Consider the following 15,559-nt stretch of genomic DNA (forward strand, 5'->3'; position numbering starts at 1 on the left):
TCACACGGGGCCCGTCGCCGGCCGGCCGAACCACTTGGACAGCTGAGTATCCAACTCCGCCTGCGTATCCCCGACCCATGCCACGTGACCGTCCGGCCGAAGCAGGACAGCCGGTGCGTCCAATTCGGTGCTGGTATCGACCACGTGGTCGACTCGATCGCTCCAACCATCTACCGCCAGTTGGCTACCCTGGTCGAGAAGAAGTCCGCGGCCGGATCGCATCAGGTCATAGAGGTTGCCGCGCGTCAACGCGATGTTCCGCAGCCGCCGACCGAGTAGGTCGTCGCCTTCGCCGAAGTCGTAGCGAATCGAGATCGCAGTGATCTTCTCGGTCAGATAACGCTTGACGTCTTCGAAGTCCATCAGCTCGGAGATCAAGCGTCGCACGGCTTGTGGACCGGCCGCGGTGGAGATCAGCTCCGCCTGCGCGCGCGTGTTATCGAGAACGTCGGCAGCCACCGGACGCCGTTCCGATTCGTAAGTGTCGAGCAGGCTCTCCGGTGCCCAGCCGTTGATCTCTGCGGCGAGCTTCCAGCCCAGGTTGAAGGCGTCTTGGACACCGAGATTGAGGCCTTGCCCGCCCATCGGTGGGTGGATGTGAGCGGCATCGCCGGCGAGGAAAACCCGGTCACGGCGGTAGTGCTCCGCCAATCGGGTGGCGTCGCCGAAGCGCGAGAGCCACCGCGGCGAGTGCACACCGAAGTCGGTGCCGGCGATGGCCAGTAGCTGCTGCTTGATGTCGTCGAGGGTGGTCGGAACCGCGCGACCGTCGGCAACTTCGGCCGCTGGTACCACGACGCGAAAAGCACCATTGCCGGCGGGACCGACTCCGAATCGTTTGTGCGTTTCCCGGATCTCGGCGACAACGGCGGCCATTTCATCAGCCGGCATGGTCACGTCCATTTCGCCGATCAGCGTGTCGGCGCTCGACGGCTCGCCGGGAAACCCGACGTCGATCAGCTTCCGAACGGTGCTACGCCCACCGTCGCAGCCTACGAGGTAACGCGCATGAAGTGTTGTGCCGTCCGACAATTCCGCTGTGACGTTGTCACTGTCTTGACGGATTGCGACGACGCGCTTCCCTCGCTGAATGTCCGCGCCGACGTCGGTGGCGTGTTCGGCAAGAATCCTGTCGATCTCGGGCTGAGGTATGCCCAGTACGTATCCGTGCGCAGTATCGAGGTGAGCGGGTGCCGGCTTGCTGATCCCCGCGAAGAATCCGCCGAGCGGGTACTTGCGTCCGTGCGCGAGGAACTTGTCCAGCAACCCGCGCTGTTCCATGATTTCGATGCTGCGGACGTGAATGCCGAGGGCACGGACGAACCGGGTCGGCTCCTCGTCCTTGTCAATGACAACGACGTCGACGCCATGTAGCCGGAGCTCGCCTGCCAGCATCAATCCGGTTGGTCCGGCACCGACGATGATGACGTCACTCATGCAAACCCCTCCTCCGGGCAAGGCATTTGCTTGCTCGCAGCAGCCGAGTCTGCACCATCACCCGGGCCTTGCCGCAAGCCCCCGGTCCCGCGTTATGATGAAAGTGGCGGGAGGCCCCTCTTCATCGGCGCGCCAACACCGCAGCGCCTGTACCGTGCGGGAGCCGCCAACTCTCGATCACCGTCGGCACGAGCATGAGCCCGAGAACACCCAGTGTCAGCGAAAACGGCGCTCCTCCGCCAAGATCGCCGGACTCCGCCAGCGGCGTACAAAGCGTGATCACCAACGCGGACAGCGCAATACCCAGACCGGACGCCAGCTCCTGCAGGGTTCCATGCAAGGTGTTGGCATCGGTCAGCTCCCCCGAGTCGACCTCGGCGAATGCCAAGCTGTTGTACGCGGTGAACCCGATTGATCGCAGCGCGCCACTGACGAACAGCGCCACGGCGACAACTCCGTCCGGTGTCGACGACGAAATCAGTGCAAGCGCACCGAAGCACACCACCGACAGAACGCCGTTCCCCACCAGAACTCGTCTGATCCCGAACCTGCGCATGAGCGGCGTGGTGAGCGGTTTGATCGCGATGTTGCCCACAAACAGAGCCATCACCAGCAGACCGGCCTTGAACGCCGACATTCCGAATCCCACTTGGAACAACAGCGGCAGCACAAACGGCACACCCATGATCACGAGCCGGTACAGCGAGCCGCTCGACGCGACAATCCGAAAGGATCGGAGCCGCAGGACCCCGAGCGCAATGAGCGGGTGATCCGACCGGAGGAGGTGAATGACGGCCAAGGTCAACAAGATCAGAGACACAACGATCCCGAGTCCCACTCGAATCCAATCGGTCCCGGAACTGTGCACGCTGTCGAGTGCCAAAACGAGCACGGCGACGCCCGCTCCGATCGCCACCAGGCCCAGCCAGTCGAGGCTTCGTTTCTGCGCTGCCCGAATTTCAGGCACCATGCGCAATGCAAGGAGAAACCCGACGATCCCGATCGGGACGTTGATCAGGAATATCCAGCGCCACGACGCGATCGACACGATGGCTCCACCCAGAGCGGGCGCGAGAACCGGCGCTGTGAGCGCCGGCCACGTCAGGTAGGCGATTGCCCGTACCAGTTCCGCCTTCGACGTCACCCGCAATACTGCGAGCCGCCCCACCGGCACCATCATGGCGCCGCCTACCCCTTGTAATGCACGCATTCCCACCAGCATCGGGAGGGACGTACTGAGTGCACATCCCACCGATGCCACCGTGAAAACAGCTATGGCGAAGATGAAGACACGCCGCGTTCCGTTTCTGTCGGCCATCCATCCGCTCGCCGGAATCAAGACTGCCAACACCAAGAGATACGAAGAAACGGCGACATTGACGTCGACGGCAGCGACTCCGAATGATTCGGCGATCGACGGCAGCGCCGTTGTGAGAATCGTCGCGTCGAGCATCTCCATGAACAGCGCTGCTGCCACGAGCAACGCCAGACCGCGGGGAAATGTCACTGCGCCAGAGCCTTTCGGAGACGCTGTCGATCAGCCGAGAGTGATCCAACCGCCGGAGGACACCGAGGCAACCATCGCGTCCAGAGCCTGCGCCGACGCGACTGCATCAGCGATGGTCGCGCCCTGCGGCGCTCCACCCACGATCGAGGAGATGAAATTGCGAGCCTCGATCACTTTCAGGTCGTCGTAGCCCATCGCGTTGGCCGCGCCGGGCTGGAAGCGGCCGAACTCACCCGACTCGGGGCCGACCAACACCGTCGTGACGGATTGGTCCTGGTACTTCGAGCCGAGGCTGGTGCCCAGTTCACCCATCCGGCGGTAGTCCCAGAACACGGCGCCCTTCGTGCCGTGAATCTCGAATCCGTAGTTGTTCTGCTCTCCCACGGCGACTCGGCACGCTTCGAGGGTGCAGCGGCCACCCGAACCGAGGCGCAGCAGTGCACTGACGAAGTCTTCGTTCTCGACAGCCCCCATCTCTCCGCCGCTGGCGCGGGCATGTCCACTGGTTGCTGCGGACGGTCGCGCCCGCTCCGGGATGAAGATGGCAGTATCCGCAACGAGGGCGTCGACGTCGCCGAGGAGATGACGGATGAGATCGATACCGTGCGAAGCCAAGTCACCCAGGACGCCGGCGCCGCCGCGCTCACGCTCGTACCGCCAACTCAAAGCGCCTTCGGGGTGCGCCGCGTAGTCGCTGAGGAAGCGAAAACGCGAATGGGTGATCGTGCCCAGCTCCCCCGACTCGATCAGGCTTTTTGCCAGGGCCACGGCCGGCGCATTTCGATAATTGAAGCCGACGCTCGACTGCACACCTGCCTTCGAGACAGCTGCTGCAACAGCTTTCGCGTCTTCCGTGGACAACCCGACGGGCTTCTCGATCCAGATGTGTTTGCCGGCCTCTACCATTGCGACGCCGATTTCACGGTGCAAGAAGTTCGGGGCCGTGATGCTCACCGCGTCGATCGCCGGATCGGCTGCGATATCGCGCCAGTCCTGGGTGAAAGCGTCGAAACCGAATTGGTCCGCTGCTTCCTCCCCTCGGCCCGGCACTTCGTCGGCGACGGCAGCGAGGCGGATCACGGGAAGCTGGGGATAGTGCTGCCGCAGACGCAGATACGCCTGCGTGTGTACGCGGCCCATCCATCCGAATCCGGCAACTGCTACAGAAATGCCTGTCATGAGGCTCCATTCGGGTCAAATGATCGAAGGATCGCAGAAATTCTGGGATCACAAATCACCCCCACTGACTCAGTCAGGCGGGTACTCGTGTCACCGGGATCGAGATCTAGCGGTCGACCACAGTGGTGTCGAAGTAGTAACGCGACGCTCGGTAGCAGTGGCTGCCAAACTCGACGGCACTACCTGAATCGTCAAATGCAGTGCGGCTCATGGTCAAGAGGGCAGCACCCACTTTCTCGTCGAGCAATCCTGCTTCTTCGCGAGTCGCCGCCCGAGCGCCGATTCGCTGCCGCGCCACACGGATGTGCACGCCGCGAGTTCGCAAGGTTTGGTACAGCCCTTGCGTCTCCAACTCCTCGGGATCGGGTGCGATGTCCACCGGAATGTAATTGGTCATCACTGCCAGTGGTTCGCCGTTGGTGCTCCGCAGACGCCTGATGGTGGCCACTTCGGCGTCAGGTTCGAGGTTGAGCTCCGCGGCAACGTCCTCGCCGGGAACTCCCACCGTGAACTCGAGGAGCTTGGTCGTCGGAGCCTGGCCTGCCCTCGCCAGGTCGTCGAACAGGCTGGTGAGCTCGACAGGGCGGTGCACGGGACTCTGCACCACCTGAGTTCCGACACCCCGCTTGCGAACAAGTAAGCCCTTGTCCACCAATTCCTGGATCGCGCGCCGTGTGGTCGGACGCGAGAGATTGAGCCGTTTGGCCAACGCAAGTTCGTTCTCGAAGCGATCGCCTGGGGCAAGGTCGCCACCGAGAATAGCGCCCTCGATTGCCTGGGCCAGCTGAAAATACAGCGGCACCGGGCTTGAGCGGTCCAACTCGACGGCGAGTGCTGCGACCACGGTCAACTCCGATCTCTGACTTGGGAAGGCGCCGTATCGACGCTACTTCTCTCGGCAGTGTATGCGAACACTAACATTCACTTGACCGCAAGTCATAATGTCCAGACAAACTATTGACAATCGCTGTGTCGCGGCGCACAGTTTCAGTCATACATCGGTGCCCTGCGTGGGCAACCCACCACGAACTCTCGGGAGTCAGTTTTGACAAGCATCAACACTCACCAGAGCGGGTCGCACATCCCTGACGCACCCTTCGACGTGCTTGCCATCGGCCGATCGGGTGTGGACATCTACCCACTTCAGACCGGTGTCGGACTCGAGGACGTCGAGACGTTCGGCAAGTTCCTCGGCGGCAGCGCAGCCAATGTCTCGGTGGCGGCCGCGCGCCTCGGTCGGCGAGCAGCATTGATCTCCGGCGTCGGCAACGATCCCTTCGGGAAGTTCGTCACACGCGAATTGGCACGTCTCGGTGTCGACAACAGGTTTGTCGTCACCAATTCGGAGTACCCGACACCGGTGACGTTCTGCGAAATCTTCCCCCCGGACGACTTTCCTCTGTACTTCTATCGCAAGCCGCATGCGCCTGATCTTCGGATCACCCCGCAAGACATCGACCTCGACGCCGTTCGAACAGCCTCGCTGTACTGGTCAACTGTGACGGGGCTGTCCGAAGAACCGAGCCGCAGCGCACACTTCGCCGCTTGGGAAGCCCGCGAACGGCGCCCGCTCACCGTTCTGGACCTGGACTACCGCCCGATGTTCTGGTCGACGCCGCAGGACGCGACCACGCAGGTACAGCGCGCCCTCGCACACGTGACAGTAGCCGTGGGGAACCGTGAAGAGTGCGAAATCGCTGTCGGTGAGACCAACCCGAACAAGGCTGCGGACGCGCTTCTCGACCTCGGAGTCGAACTGGCCATCGTGAAGCAGGGCCCGAAGGGTGTACTCGGCAAAACGCGAAAGCAGTCGATCACCGTGCCGCCCAACACCGTCGACGTGGTCAACGGGCTGGGAGCAGGCGACAGCTTCGGCGGATCACTGTGCCACGGACTGTTGGCCGGATGGCCGCTGGAGAAGGTACTGCGCTACGCCAACGCGGCCGGCGCGATAGTCGCATCTCGGCTCGAATGCTCCACCGCGATGCCGACCGCCGAAGAAGTCCACGATCTCGCCGAAGCCACAGCCACGGAGGCAGTCAATGTCTGACAAGCTCGCCGCCCGCCCCCTCGCCACCACCTACGCCGAAGTGACGGAACTGCGTGCGAGCGATCCGCAGATCATCGAAAAGGCCTGGGCTGCACGAACTCCTCGCGCCACTGTTCGAGGCAACGGCCGGCTCATGATCGTCGCCGCCGATCATCCGGCGCGTGGGGCGCTGTCTGTCGGCGGCAAGCCGACAGCGATGAACAGTCGTACCGATCTGCTGGACCGGTTGCGCACTGCTCTCGACAATCCTGGAGTCGACGGCGTTCTCGGTACTGCGGACATTCTCGACGATCTGCTCCTCCTCGGTGCCCTCGACGACAAGGTCGTCTTCTCGTCGATGAACCGCGGCGGCCTGGCAGGCGCCAGCTTCGAACTCGACGACCGCATGACGGGATACACCGCGGCCGGCACCGCAAAGTTCGGCATGAACGGCGGAAAGATGCTGCTGCGCATCGCACTCGACGACGCGGGCACTCTGCCCACCATGACGGCATGTGCGGAAGCCGTGGACGAACTGGCCGCGGCCGGACTGATCGCGATGCTCGAGCCGTTCCTCTCCAGTCGCGTAAACGGCAAGGTGGTCAACGATCTCAGCCCCGACGCCGTCATCAAGTCCATCCATATCTCCCAGGGCCTCGGCTCCACCTCGGCGTATACGTGGATGAAGTTGCCAGTCGTCGACGAGATGGAACGGGTCATGGATGCGACGACTCTCCCGACGCTCCTGTTGGGCGGCGACCCGCAGATCGCGCCGGAAGAAACGTACGCAAAGTGGGACGCTGCCCTTCAGTTGCCGTCCGTGCGCGGATTGATAGTCGGGCGCGCGCTGCTCTACCCACCCGACGGTGACGTGACCGCGGCCGTCGACACCGCAGTCAAGCTCGTCCACTAGAACCGACCTGGCAGGAGCAAGATGTTCAGCAAGTACTACGTCCCCGCCGACTCTTCCGCCGACGGTGATTTCACGACAGTGGTCACGCCGGAGTCTGCCGGGTGGACCGAATCCAGCTTGTGGACACTCCAACTCGCCCCGGGTGCGAACGTTCACCTGCAGTCCGGCGAGAACGAGATCATCGTCGTTCCACTGGCGGGTTCGGCTGTGGTTGTTGCCGAGGGGACGGAGATTCCCCTGACTGGCCGCGCATCGGTTTTCGACGGTCCGAGCGATTTCGCGTACGTAGGACGCGACGCCGACTACTCGGTCAGCAGCGCTGACGGGGGCCGCTTCGCTCTGTGCGGAGCACGCGCCGGCGCCAAGCTCCCCCATCGCTACGGCCCGGCTTCAGGAGTTGCGGTCGAGCTCCGCGGTGCCGGGAACTGCAGCCGACAGGTTCACAACTTCGCCACCGCAGACACCTTCGAGGCCGACTCCATCATCGCGTGTGAGGTCATCACCCCCGGCGGGAACTGGTCGTCGTATCCCAGCCACAAACACGACGAGAACAGCGACGTCGAATCGGCCCTCGAAGAGATCTATTACTTCGAGATCGACCGAAGCCCGACCGGCACCGAAGGATTCGGCTACCACCGCGTGTACGGAACCGCCGAGAGACCTATCGAGGTGCTCGAGGAAGTCCGCTCAGGCGACGTCGTCCTCGTGCCGCACGGCTATCACGGCCCGTCCATCGCAGCGCCGGGGCACCACATGTACTACCTCAACGTCATGGCAGGTTCGGGCGAGATCCGGGCGTGGAACATCTGTGACGATCCGCAACACACCTGGCTGCGCGGAAGCTGGGATCACCAGGACATCGACCCTCGACTGCCGTTGCAGTCCCACAACTGACGGAAGTGAAAGCTGTGGCACCCACCAACAACACAACCGGCAATCGTCCACCTCGCGACGAGCCGACCGTACACCTCACCGTTTCTCAAGCTGTCGTCCGCTTCCTCGCCAACCAGTACACCGAACGCGACGGCCAGCGCACCAAGCTGTTTGCCGGCTGCTTCGGAATCTTCGGGCACGGGAACGTCGCCGGATTGGGGCAGGCACTCTTGCAGGCCGAGATCCAGGATCTCGACGCCGGCCGTGAGCCGACGCTCCCCTACGTGCTCGGACGCAACGAGCAGGCGATGGTGCACTCGGCAGTCGCCCACGCCCGCATGAAGGACCGCCTGCAGACGTGGGCGGTCTCGTCCAGCGTCGGCCCGGGCGCCACCAACATGATCACCGGCGCGGCACTGGCCACCATCAACCGTCTACCTGTATTACTTCTGCCCGCAGACACTTTCGCGACCCGAGCCAGTGCCCCGGTCCTGCAGGAACTCGAACTCCCGTCGAGCGGTGACGTCACAGTCAACGACGCTTTCAAACCGGTCTCGCGATACTTCGATCGGGTATGGCGCCCGGAACAGTTGCCGAGTGCTCTGCTGGCCGGCATGCGAGTTCTCACCGACCCCGTCGAGACCGGCGCAGTCACCATCGCCATCCCGCAGGACGTACAGGCCGAGGCTTTCGACTGGCCCGAGTCGTTCTTCGCCGAACGAGTCTGGCACGTGGCCTGTCCGCTCCCCGAGCGATCGGTGATCGAACGCGCCGCCGCGATCATCCGTTCGGCTCGCAAGCCGCTGATCGTCGCCGGCGGAGGCGTGATCTACAGCCAGGCCACGGACTCTCTGGCAGCGTTCTGCGCGCAGACCGGAATCCCCGTGGGGCAGAGCCAGGCCGGCAAGGGTTCCTTGGTCTACGACCATCCACAATCCGTCGGAGCAGTGGGGTCCACTGGCACCACCGCTGCAAACGCTCTGGCCACCGATGCGGACGTCGTCATCGGAATCGGTACGCGGTACAGCGATTTCACGAGCGCATCCCGCACCGCCTTCACCAATCCAGACGTTCGCTTCGTCAACATCAACGTCGCTTCACTGGATTCCGTGAAGCAGGGCGGTGTCAGTGTGGTGGCCGATGCGCGTGAGGCTCTCGACGCCCTGGCACTCGCACTGAGCGACTACCGGGTGGACGACGAGTACGCGTCCAGGATCGGTGAACTCGCTCGCGATTGGGATGCTGTCGTCGAATCCGTCTACAACCCGGCCGAACCTGCAGCCGACGGGTCGCTGAATCAGAATCAGGTGATCGGTCTGGTCAACACTCTGTCCGATCCACGTGACGTCGTGGTGTGCGCTGCCGGGTCCATGCCCGGTGACCTCCACAAGCTGTGGCGTACTCGCGATTCGAAGGGATATCACGTCGAATACGGATACTCCTGCATGGGATACGAAGTTGCGGGAGGTCTGGGCGTCCGGATGGCTTGTCCCGATCGCGACGTGTTCGTCATGGTCGGCGACGGTTCCTATCTGATGATGGCCACCGAATTGGTCACCGCCGTGCAGGAACGCCTCAAGGTCATCGTCATTTTGGTGCAAAATCACGGATTTGCCTCCATCGGTTCGCTGTCCGAGTCGCTCGGTTCCCAGCGCTTCGGCACGCAGTACCGCTACCGCTCGAATGACGGACGTCTCGACGGAGGGGTTCTCCCGGTCGATTTGGCCGCGAACGCCGCCAGCCTCGGTGTCGACGTCATCCGCGCCAACACCGCTGCCGAGTTCGCCGACGCGATCAAGGTTGCCAAAGCAAGCGAGACCAGTACGGTCATCCACGTCGAAACCGATCCGCTGATCGGCGCCCCGGACAGCGAATCCTGGTGGGATGTACCGGTATCGGCCACCTCCGACCTGGAGTCCACCAAGAAAGCACGGGCAACTTACGAGTCCTGGAAGAAGATCCAGCGACCGTACCTACGTCCATCCGAATGAAAATTCCGCACAACCACACCCCATAAAGCTTGCCCGCGAAAGGAATCTAGACATGAGCGCGATTCGCGTCGGATCAGCCCCCGACTCCTGGGGCGTGTGGTTTCCGGACGATCCACAGCAGACCCCTTACACACGATTCCTCGACGAGGTATCCGCGTCGGGATACGAATGGATCGAACTCGGCCCGTTCGGATACCTTCCGACCGATCCAGCCAAGTTGACGGACGAACTCGGTGCCCGCGGCCTGAAGCTTTCGGCCGGTACCGTTTTCGAACATCTGCACCAGGACGATTCCTGGGATGCCGTCTGGAATCAGATCAAGGATGTCGCCAAGTTGACCGCAGCCGTCGGCGGCAAGCACGTGGTGGTCATCCCTGAGATGTGGCGCGACCCTTCCACCGGAGCGGTACTCGAAGACCGCAATCTGACGCCCGAGCAGTGGCGTAAGAAAACCGACGGCATGAACGCTCTCGGGAAGGCAATGCTCGAGGAGTACGGCGTCATGGCGCAATACCACCCTCATGCCGACAGTCACGTCGACATCGAGGACAACGTCTACAAGTTCCTCGAAGGGACCGACGAGCGTTTCGTGAATCTGTGTCTCGACACCGGCCACATCAGCTACTGCGGCGGCGACAATCTCGCAATTATCGACAAACATCCGGAGCGCATCGGGTACCTACACCTCAAGCAGGTGGATCCGGCGATCGTCGCCAAGGTTGAGGCGGAGGACCTGCCGTTCGGTGAGGCCGTCAAACTCGGTGCCATGATCGAACCGCCGCGCGGAATCCCCGACATGCCACCGCTTCTGGAGGCCATCGAGAAGCTCGGCATCGACGTGTTCGCGATCGTCGAGCAGGACATGTATCCCTGCCATCCCGACACACCGCTGCCCATCGCAGCGCGCACCCAGAAGTACCTGTCCACCTGTGGCGTCCCCGCCGTCCGTTTCAGCTGAGCAACACAATCGAGGAGTACCACCGCATGTCTGACAACCAGGATCTCCGGATCGCAGTGCTCGGCGTCGGCATCATGGGGGCCGATCACGTCGACCGCATCACCAACAAGATCGGCGGTGCCCGCGTCACCGTCGTCAACGACTACTCGCTGGCCCGCGCCGAGGAAATCGCAGCACTGACGCCAGGGTCGCGCGTCGTCGTCGACCCGTTCGATGCCATCGCAGCCGAAGACGTCGACGCCGTTGTTCTCGCAACCCCGGGCCCGACCCACGAGAAGCAGGTTCTTGCCTGCCTCGAAGCGGGCAAGCCTGTTCTCTGCGAAAAGCCGCTGACCACCGACGTGGACAGTTCGCTCGCGATCGTGAAAGCCGAAGCAGCGCTGGGCAAGAAGCTGATCCAGGTCGGCTTCATGCGGCGATTCGACCACGAATACACCCAGCTCAAGGATTTGATCGACAGTGGCGATCTCGGTCGCCCGCTCGTGGTGCACTGTGTGCATCGTAATCCTGCGGTTCCGAAGGGTTTCGACAGCGCGATGATCGTCAAGGACTCACTCGTCCACGAGGTCGACGTGACACGTTTTCTGCTCGACGAAGAAATCACCTCCGTCCAGATCATCCGACCGGCCGCGAATTCGCTGGCTCCCGCGGGTATTCAGGACCCGCAGATCGCGATCTTCGAGACCGAATCCGGTAGGCACGTCGACGCCGAGGTTTTTGTCACCACCGGCGTCGCCTACGAGGTGCGCACCGAGGTTGTCGGCGAACTCGGCAGCGCGATGATCGGACTCGACGTCGGACTGATCCGAAAGAGCAAGCCCGGCAACTGGGGTGGGCAGATCACCCCAGGATTCCGCGAACGCTTCGGGCAGGCGTACGACACCGAGTTTGCCCGCTGGATCAAGGCCGTCAAGACCGGCGCCGACACCGGTCACTACATCGACGGCCCCGGCGCCTGGGACGGCTACGCCGCGGCCGCGGTCTGCGCCGCCGGTGTGAAGTCTCTGGAGTCGGGTCAGCGCGTCGTTGTCGACATGGTTCCGCGAACCTCGGTAGCCGGAGCGTAAACGATGAAGGTCGCACTCGATCCCACACCGTTCCACCACGATTACTCACTGCTCCAGCTTCCTCGGGTTGTTGCCGATCTCGGGTACGAGTACCTGCAACTCACACCACACGTCGACATGATCCCGTTCTTCAATCACCCGAAAGCTGACGACGCACTCGTTGCCAAATTCCGGAAGGCTTGCGCGAGTGCGGGAGTCGGCATCGCTTCGGTGCTACCGGTCCTTCGCTGGTCCGGCCCGGACGAGGACGCCCGCGAAGCAGCAGTGCGGTACTGGAAACGGGCCATCCAGATCACCGTCGACCTCGGCGTCAACGTCATGAACACCGAATTCTCCGGCCGCCCCGAAAAAGCCGAAGAGTCCGAGCGTGCGTTCTATCGTTCGATGGAGGAACTGGTTCCGATCATCGAGCGCGAGGGAATCGACGTCCTGATCGATCCACACCCGGACGATTTTGTCGAAGACGGACTTGCCGCGATCCGCACGATCCGCGGCGTGAACTCCAAGAACCTCGGCATGGTGATCGTGGCGTGCCACCAATTCCATATGGGTGGGAACCTTCCCGCTATCATGGAGGCCGCCGGCGACATGGTCCGACTCGTTCATGTGGCGGACACCATGGACCATCACCGTTCCCACGGACTGCGCTACATCACCAACCCGCCAGGCAACGCCGTTCGAGTGCATCAACATCTCAAGATCGGTGACGGAGACGTCAACTGGGACGAATTCTTCGGAGGCCTGGGAAAACTCGGCTTCTACGAACGTGAGAACACCGTGATGGTGTCGAGCGTCTTCGCCGAGAACGAAAACGCGCACGAGGTTTCCCGATACCAGCGCGAGACGATGAACGACTACGTCGCCAAGTACACCTCCCCGAACTCCTGAGTCACCAGACCACTAGGAAATACCATGACCAGCACTGATACTCGTGTCATCGCGCACTGGTTGGACGGCAAGCCGTTCGCCGGAACGTCCGAGGACACCGCCCCCGTCACCAACCCCGCCACCGGACAGATCACCGGCCGACTGGCCCTGGCGAACCTCGAGGACGCCCGCACCGTCATCGACGCGGCTGCCGCAGCCTTCCCCGCCTGGCGTGACACCTCATTGGCCCGGCGCACACAGATACTGTTCAGCTTTCGCGAACTCCTCAATGCTCGCAAAGGTGAACTCGCCGAGATCATCACAGCCGAGCACGGCAAGGTTCTCTCCGACGCCCTCGGCGAAATCAGCCGCGGGCAGGAAGTGGTCGAATTCGCTTGCGGAATACCGCATCTCCTCAAAGGCGGATACACCGAGAACGCCTCGACCAAGGTCGACGTCTACTCCATCCGCCAACCCCTCGGCCCCGTCGGCATCATCTCCCCCTTCAACTTTCCCGCGATGGTCCCCATGTGGTTCTTCCCGGTCGCCATCGCCGCCGGGAACACCGTGATTCTCAAGCCCTCGGAGAAGGACCCCACCGCCGCTATCTGGCTCGCCGAACTCTGGGCCGAAGCCGGTCTGCCTCCCGGCGTCTTCAACGTCCTCCAAGGTGACAAACTCGCCGTGGACGAGCTCCTGGAAAACAAAGCAGTCAAAGCGATTTCGTTTGTCGGTTCCACCCCTATCGCCCAGTACGTCTATGCCACCGGCACCGCCAACGGCAAACGCGTCCAAGCACTCGGCGGCGCCAAGAATCACGCGATCGTTCTACCGGACGCAGACCTCGACCTCGCCGCCGACGCAATGGTCAACGCGGGATTCGGTTCCGCCGGCGAACGCTGCATGGCAATCTCCGCCCTCGTAGCGGTCGGCGACATTGCAGATGAACTCGTGGCCAAGATCGTCGAACGCACCACTCCCCTCGTCACCGGCGACGGCACCAAGAACTCCGACATGGGTCCGCTTGTCACCCAGGCCCACCGCGACAAGGTCGCCTCCTACGTCGATGCAGGTGAGAAGGACGGCGCCACCATCGTGGTCGACGGACGCACAGTTCAGGCCGATGGTGGAGCTGACGGCTTCTGGCTCGGGCCCACCCTCATCGACCACGTCACCACCGACATGTCGATCTACACGGACGAAATCTTCGGACCTGTCCTGTCCGTCGTGCGTGTCGACACCTACGACCAAGCCCTCGAACTGATCAACAACAATCCGTACGGAAACGGCACCGCCATCTTCACCAACGACGGCGGCGCTGCCCGACGCTTCCAGAACGAGGTGGAGGTCGGCATGATCGGCATCAACGTCCCCATCCCGGTTCCCATGGCCTACTACAGCTTCGGCGGCTGGAAGAACAGCCTCTTCGGCGACACCCACGCCCACGGGACCGAAGGTGTTCATTTCTTCACGCGCGGCAAGGCCGTCACCAGTCGCTGGCTCGACCCCAGCCACGGCGGTATCAACCTCGGCTTCCCCGAGAATAGCTAGCCGGCAAGACATTTGTGGCCGAGACTCTCGAAGAGGCTCGGCCACAGATGTTTTCGACAGGGCTACGCGACGGTGGGGTGGTACGTCAGTACCTGAACTCCGGATTCGTATCGACGATCGTCCTTCAACTCGAGGACGATCTTGTCGGCCGATTCGGGGAAGACCCTCCCGCCGGACCCGAGAATGACCGGGAAGACCATCAGGCGCAGCTCGTCGACCAGACCCGCCGACAGCAACGCGTGGACGAGCGTCCGACTTCCCGCCACCAGAATCTCGCCGTCGACCTGCTCCTCGAGCTTCGGGACGGACTCCTCGATAGGACCGGTGAGCACCGTCGAGTTGTTCCATTCGAGCGGCTCGGTCGAACTCGTGACGACGTACTTGGGCATCTCGTTCATCTTGTCCGCGAAGCCTTGGTCGTCCTCCCGCTCGGGCCAGGCACCGGCAAAACTCTCGTAGGTCCGCCGACCGAGTAGAAGCACGTCCGCGGCGAGGGTTTCGTCGAGTTTGAACTTCATCTGATCGCCCTCCTGGTATGGAAAGACCCATCCAGTGTGCGCATAACCCGGTTCACCACCGGGCGCTTCCATCACCATGTCCAAAGACACGAATTCTGTCACCACGATCTTGCCCATACCGATCCCCTGTCGTCAGTGCGCGTGCGCCATTCGAGTAGTCGACTACCCCACTGTTACAGACTCTGCGTGGTCGGGGAACTCATCGACGGCAATCGGCAACGTCAGCATCCGAAGACGTCAGCACACAACCCAGGCGCCATTCTCCTTGATCAATGTGATGTCCTCGCGCATCATCGCGGACGGTTCCTCGGTGCTGTAATGGCGAGTGTTGGCGGTCGCCGAATCCCCGTTCACCACGATGTTCTCAACACCGTCCAGTCTCAGACTGGCAAGTGCGTCGTCGAACGGCGACTCTTCGACCCGCGGACTCTCGCTGCGCATCGAACTGCATTGAGTGCTGTCCACTGCCTCCCAGTCCCTTTCGGCCATGAATTCGAAACTCTGACCGACGACGGCAGAGATTTGGCTCTCGGCCGACGGTTCCGAATCGCCGGAACATCCGACGGCAGCAGCCAATGCTCCGACGAGCGTCATTGCCGCGAGCGTCCGGCGTCCACGTATGCCTGCGAGGTCCATCCGTCCACTATGACCGATGCACAAACCGAATCG

The 15,559-nt window shown here is 62.6% G+C and carries 14 protein-coding genes; 8 read left to right on the forward strand and 6 right to left on the reverse strand.

Going from position 1 to position 15,559, the window contains the following annotated elements:
- The 4 genes from iri to ACFWAD_RS15350 form a co-directional block, all read right to left on the reverse strand.
- Nucleotides 1–1,437, reverse strand: a complete 1,437-nt coding sequence (gene iri, locus ACFWAD_RS15335; protein WP_378545119.1) for a rifampin monooxygenase Iri — start codon at nucleotides 1,435–1,437, stop codon at nucleotides 1–3.
- Nucleotides 1,438–1,558: 121 nt separating this feature from the next.
- The gene (locus tag ACFWAD_RS15340; protein WP_378545122.1) at nucleotides 1,559–2,944 is read right to left on the reverse strand and encodes an MFS transporter; all 1,386 of its coding nucleotides are present in this window, start codon (nucleotides 2,942–2,944) and stop codon (nucleotides 1,559–1,561) included.
- Nucleotides 2,945–2,974: 30 nt separating this feature from the next.
- Entirely contained in the window at nucleotides 2,975–4,123 is a 1,149-nt protein-coding gene (locus tag ACFWAD_RS15345; protein ID WP_378545125.1) for a Gfo/Idh/MocA family protein, read from the reverse strand.
- Nucleotides 4,124–4,229: 106 nt separating this feature from the next.
- Nucleotides 4,230–4,967, reverse strand: a complete 738-nt coding sequence (locus ACFWAD_RS15350) for a GntR family transcriptional regulator (RefSeq protein WP_378534258.1) — start codon at nucleotides 4,965–4,967, stop codon at nucleotides 4,230–4,232.
- 201 nt (nucleotides 4,968–5,168) lie between these two features.
- Between ACFWAD_RS15350 and iolC the strand changes: the two genes are divergently transcribed.
- From iolC to ACFWAD_RS15390, 8 genes are read left to right on the forward strand one after another with little or no spacing between them, the layout of a single operon-like run.
- Nucleotides 5,169–6,173 carry a 5-dehydro-2-deoxygluconokinase gene (gene iolC / locus ACFWAD_RS15355; RefSeq protein WP_003940877.1) on the forward strand — a complete coding sequence of 335 codons (1,005 nt, stop codon included), beginning with the start codon at nucleotides 5,169–5,171 and terminating at the stop codon, nucleotides 6,171–6,173.
- Nucleotides 6,166–7,065, forward strand: coding sequence for a hypothetical protein (locus ACFWAD_RS15360; protein WP_021332504.1), 900 nt, complete (start codon nucleotides 6,166–6,168; stop codon nucleotides 7,063–7,065). Before iolC ends, ACFWAD_RS15360 begins: the two co-directional genes overlap by 8 nt.
- Before the next feature lie 21 nt (nucleotides 7,066–7,086).
- Nucleotides 7,087–7,959 (forward strand): 5-deoxy-glucuronate isomerase, encoded by an 873-nt coding sequence (gene iolB, locus ACFWAD_RS15365; RefSeq protein WP_378545128.1) that lies wholly within the window; start codon nucleotides 7,087–7,089, stop codon nucleotides 7,957–7,959.
- Between the two features lie 14 nt (nucleotides 7,960–7,973).
- A complete protein-coding gene (gene iolD, locus ACFWAD_RS15370; RefSeq protein WP_378545131.1) occupies nucleotides 7,974–9,929 on the forward strand; it encodes a 3D-(3,5/4)-trihydroxycyclohexane-1,2-dione acylhydrolase (decyclizing) in 1,956 nt (651 codons plus the stop codon).
- A gap of 52 nt (nucleotides 9,930–9,981) precedes the next feature.
- Nucleotides 9,982–10,887 carry a sugar phosphate isomerase/epimerase family protein gene (locus ACFWAD_RS15375; RefSeq protein WP_378534265.1) on the forward strand — a complete coding sequence of 302 codons (906 nt, stop codon included), beginning with the start codon at nucleotides 9,982–9,984 and terminating at the stop codon, nucleotides 10,885–10,887.
- Nucleotides 10,888–10,913: 26 nt separating this feature from the next.
- Nucleotides 10,914–11,954, forward strand: coding sequence for a Gfo/Idh/MocA family protein (locus ACFWAD_RS15380; protein ID WP_378545134.1), 1,041 nt, complete (start codon nucleotides 10,914–10,916; stop codon nucleotides 11,952–11,954).
- A gap of 3 nt (nucleotides 11,955–11,957) precedes the next feature.
- Entirely contained in the window at nucleotides 11,958–12,842 is an 885-nt protein-coding gene (locus tag ACFWAD_RS15385) for a sugar phosphate isomerase/epimerase family protein (protein ID WP_378545137.1), read from the forward strand.
- Nucleotides 12,843–12,866: 24 nt separating this feature from the next.
- Entirely contained in the window at nucleotides 12,867–14,372 is a 1,506-nt protein-coding gene (locus tag ACFWAD_RS15390) for a CoA-acylating methylmalonate-semialdehyde dehydrogenase (protein ID WP_378545140.1), read from the forward strand.
- Nucleotides 14,373–14,434: 62 nt separating this feature from the next.
- On the opposite strand, the gene ACFWAD_RS15395 is transcribed toward ACFWAD_RS15390, so the two are convergent.
- Nucleotides 14,435–15,007 (reverse strand): dihydrofolate reductase family protein, encoded by a 573-nt coding sequence (locus tag ACFWAD_RS15395; RefSeq protein WP_378545143.1) that lies wholly within the window; start codon nucleotides 15,005–15,007, stop codon nucleotides 14,435–14,437.
- Nucleotides 15,008–15,127: 120 nt separating this feature from the next.
- Complete coding sequence (locus tag ACFWAD_RS15400; protein WP_378545146.1) at nucleotides 15,128–15,526, reverse strand: hypothetical protein; 399 nt, start codon at nucleotides 15,524–15,526, stop codon at nucleotides 15,128–15,130.
- Nucleotides 15,527–15,559: the final 33 nt, after the last annotated feature.

The organism is Rhodococcus sp. NPDC059969 (assembly GCF_042738325.1).
In the GTDB taxonomy this organism is placed as follows: domain Bacteria; phylum Actinomycetota; class Actinomycetes; order Mycobacteriales; family Mycobacteriaceae; genus Rhodococcus_F.

Coding starts and splice junctions, on each gene's coding strand:
- ACFWAD_RS15360 (WP_021332504.1), top strand. CDS start 6,166: ATGTCTGACAAGCTCGCCGCCCGCCCCCTCGCCACCACCTACGCCGAA.
- iolB (WP_378545128.1), top strand. CDS start 7,087: ATGTTCAGCAAGTACTACGTCCCCGCCGACTCTTCCGCCGACGGTGAT.
- ACFWAD_RS15395 (WP_378545143.1), bottom strand. CDS start 15,007: ATGGGCAAGATCGTGGTGACAGAATTCGTGTCTTTGGACATGGTGATG.
- ACFWAD_RS15385 (WP_378545137.1), top strand. CDS start 11,958: ATGAAGGTCGCACTCGATCCCACACCGTTCCACCACGATTACTCACTG.
- ACFWAD_RS15380 (WP_378545134.1), top strand. CDS start 10,914: ATGTCTGACAACCAGGATCTCCGGATCGCAGTGCTCGGCGTCGGCATC.
- ACFWAD_RS15345 (WP_378545125.1), bottom strand. CDS start 4,123: ATGACAGGCATTTCTGTAGCAGTTGCCGGATTCGGATGGATGGGCCGC.
- ACFWAD_RS15390 (WP_378545140.1), top strand. CDS start 12,867: ATGACCAGCACTGATACTCGTGTCATCGCGCACTGGTTGGACGGCAAG.
- iri (WP_378545119.1), bottom strand. CDS start 1,437: ATGAGTGACGTCATCATCGTCGGTGCCGGACCAACCGGATTGATGCTG.
- ACFWAD_RS15375 (WP_378534265.1), top strand. CDS start 9,982: ATGAGCGCGATTCGCGTCGGATCAGCCCCCGACTCCTGGGGCGTGTGG.
- ACFWAD_RS15400 (WP_378545146.1), bottom strand. CDS start 15,526: ATGGACCTCGCAGGCATACGTGGACGCCGGACGCTCGCGGCAATGACG.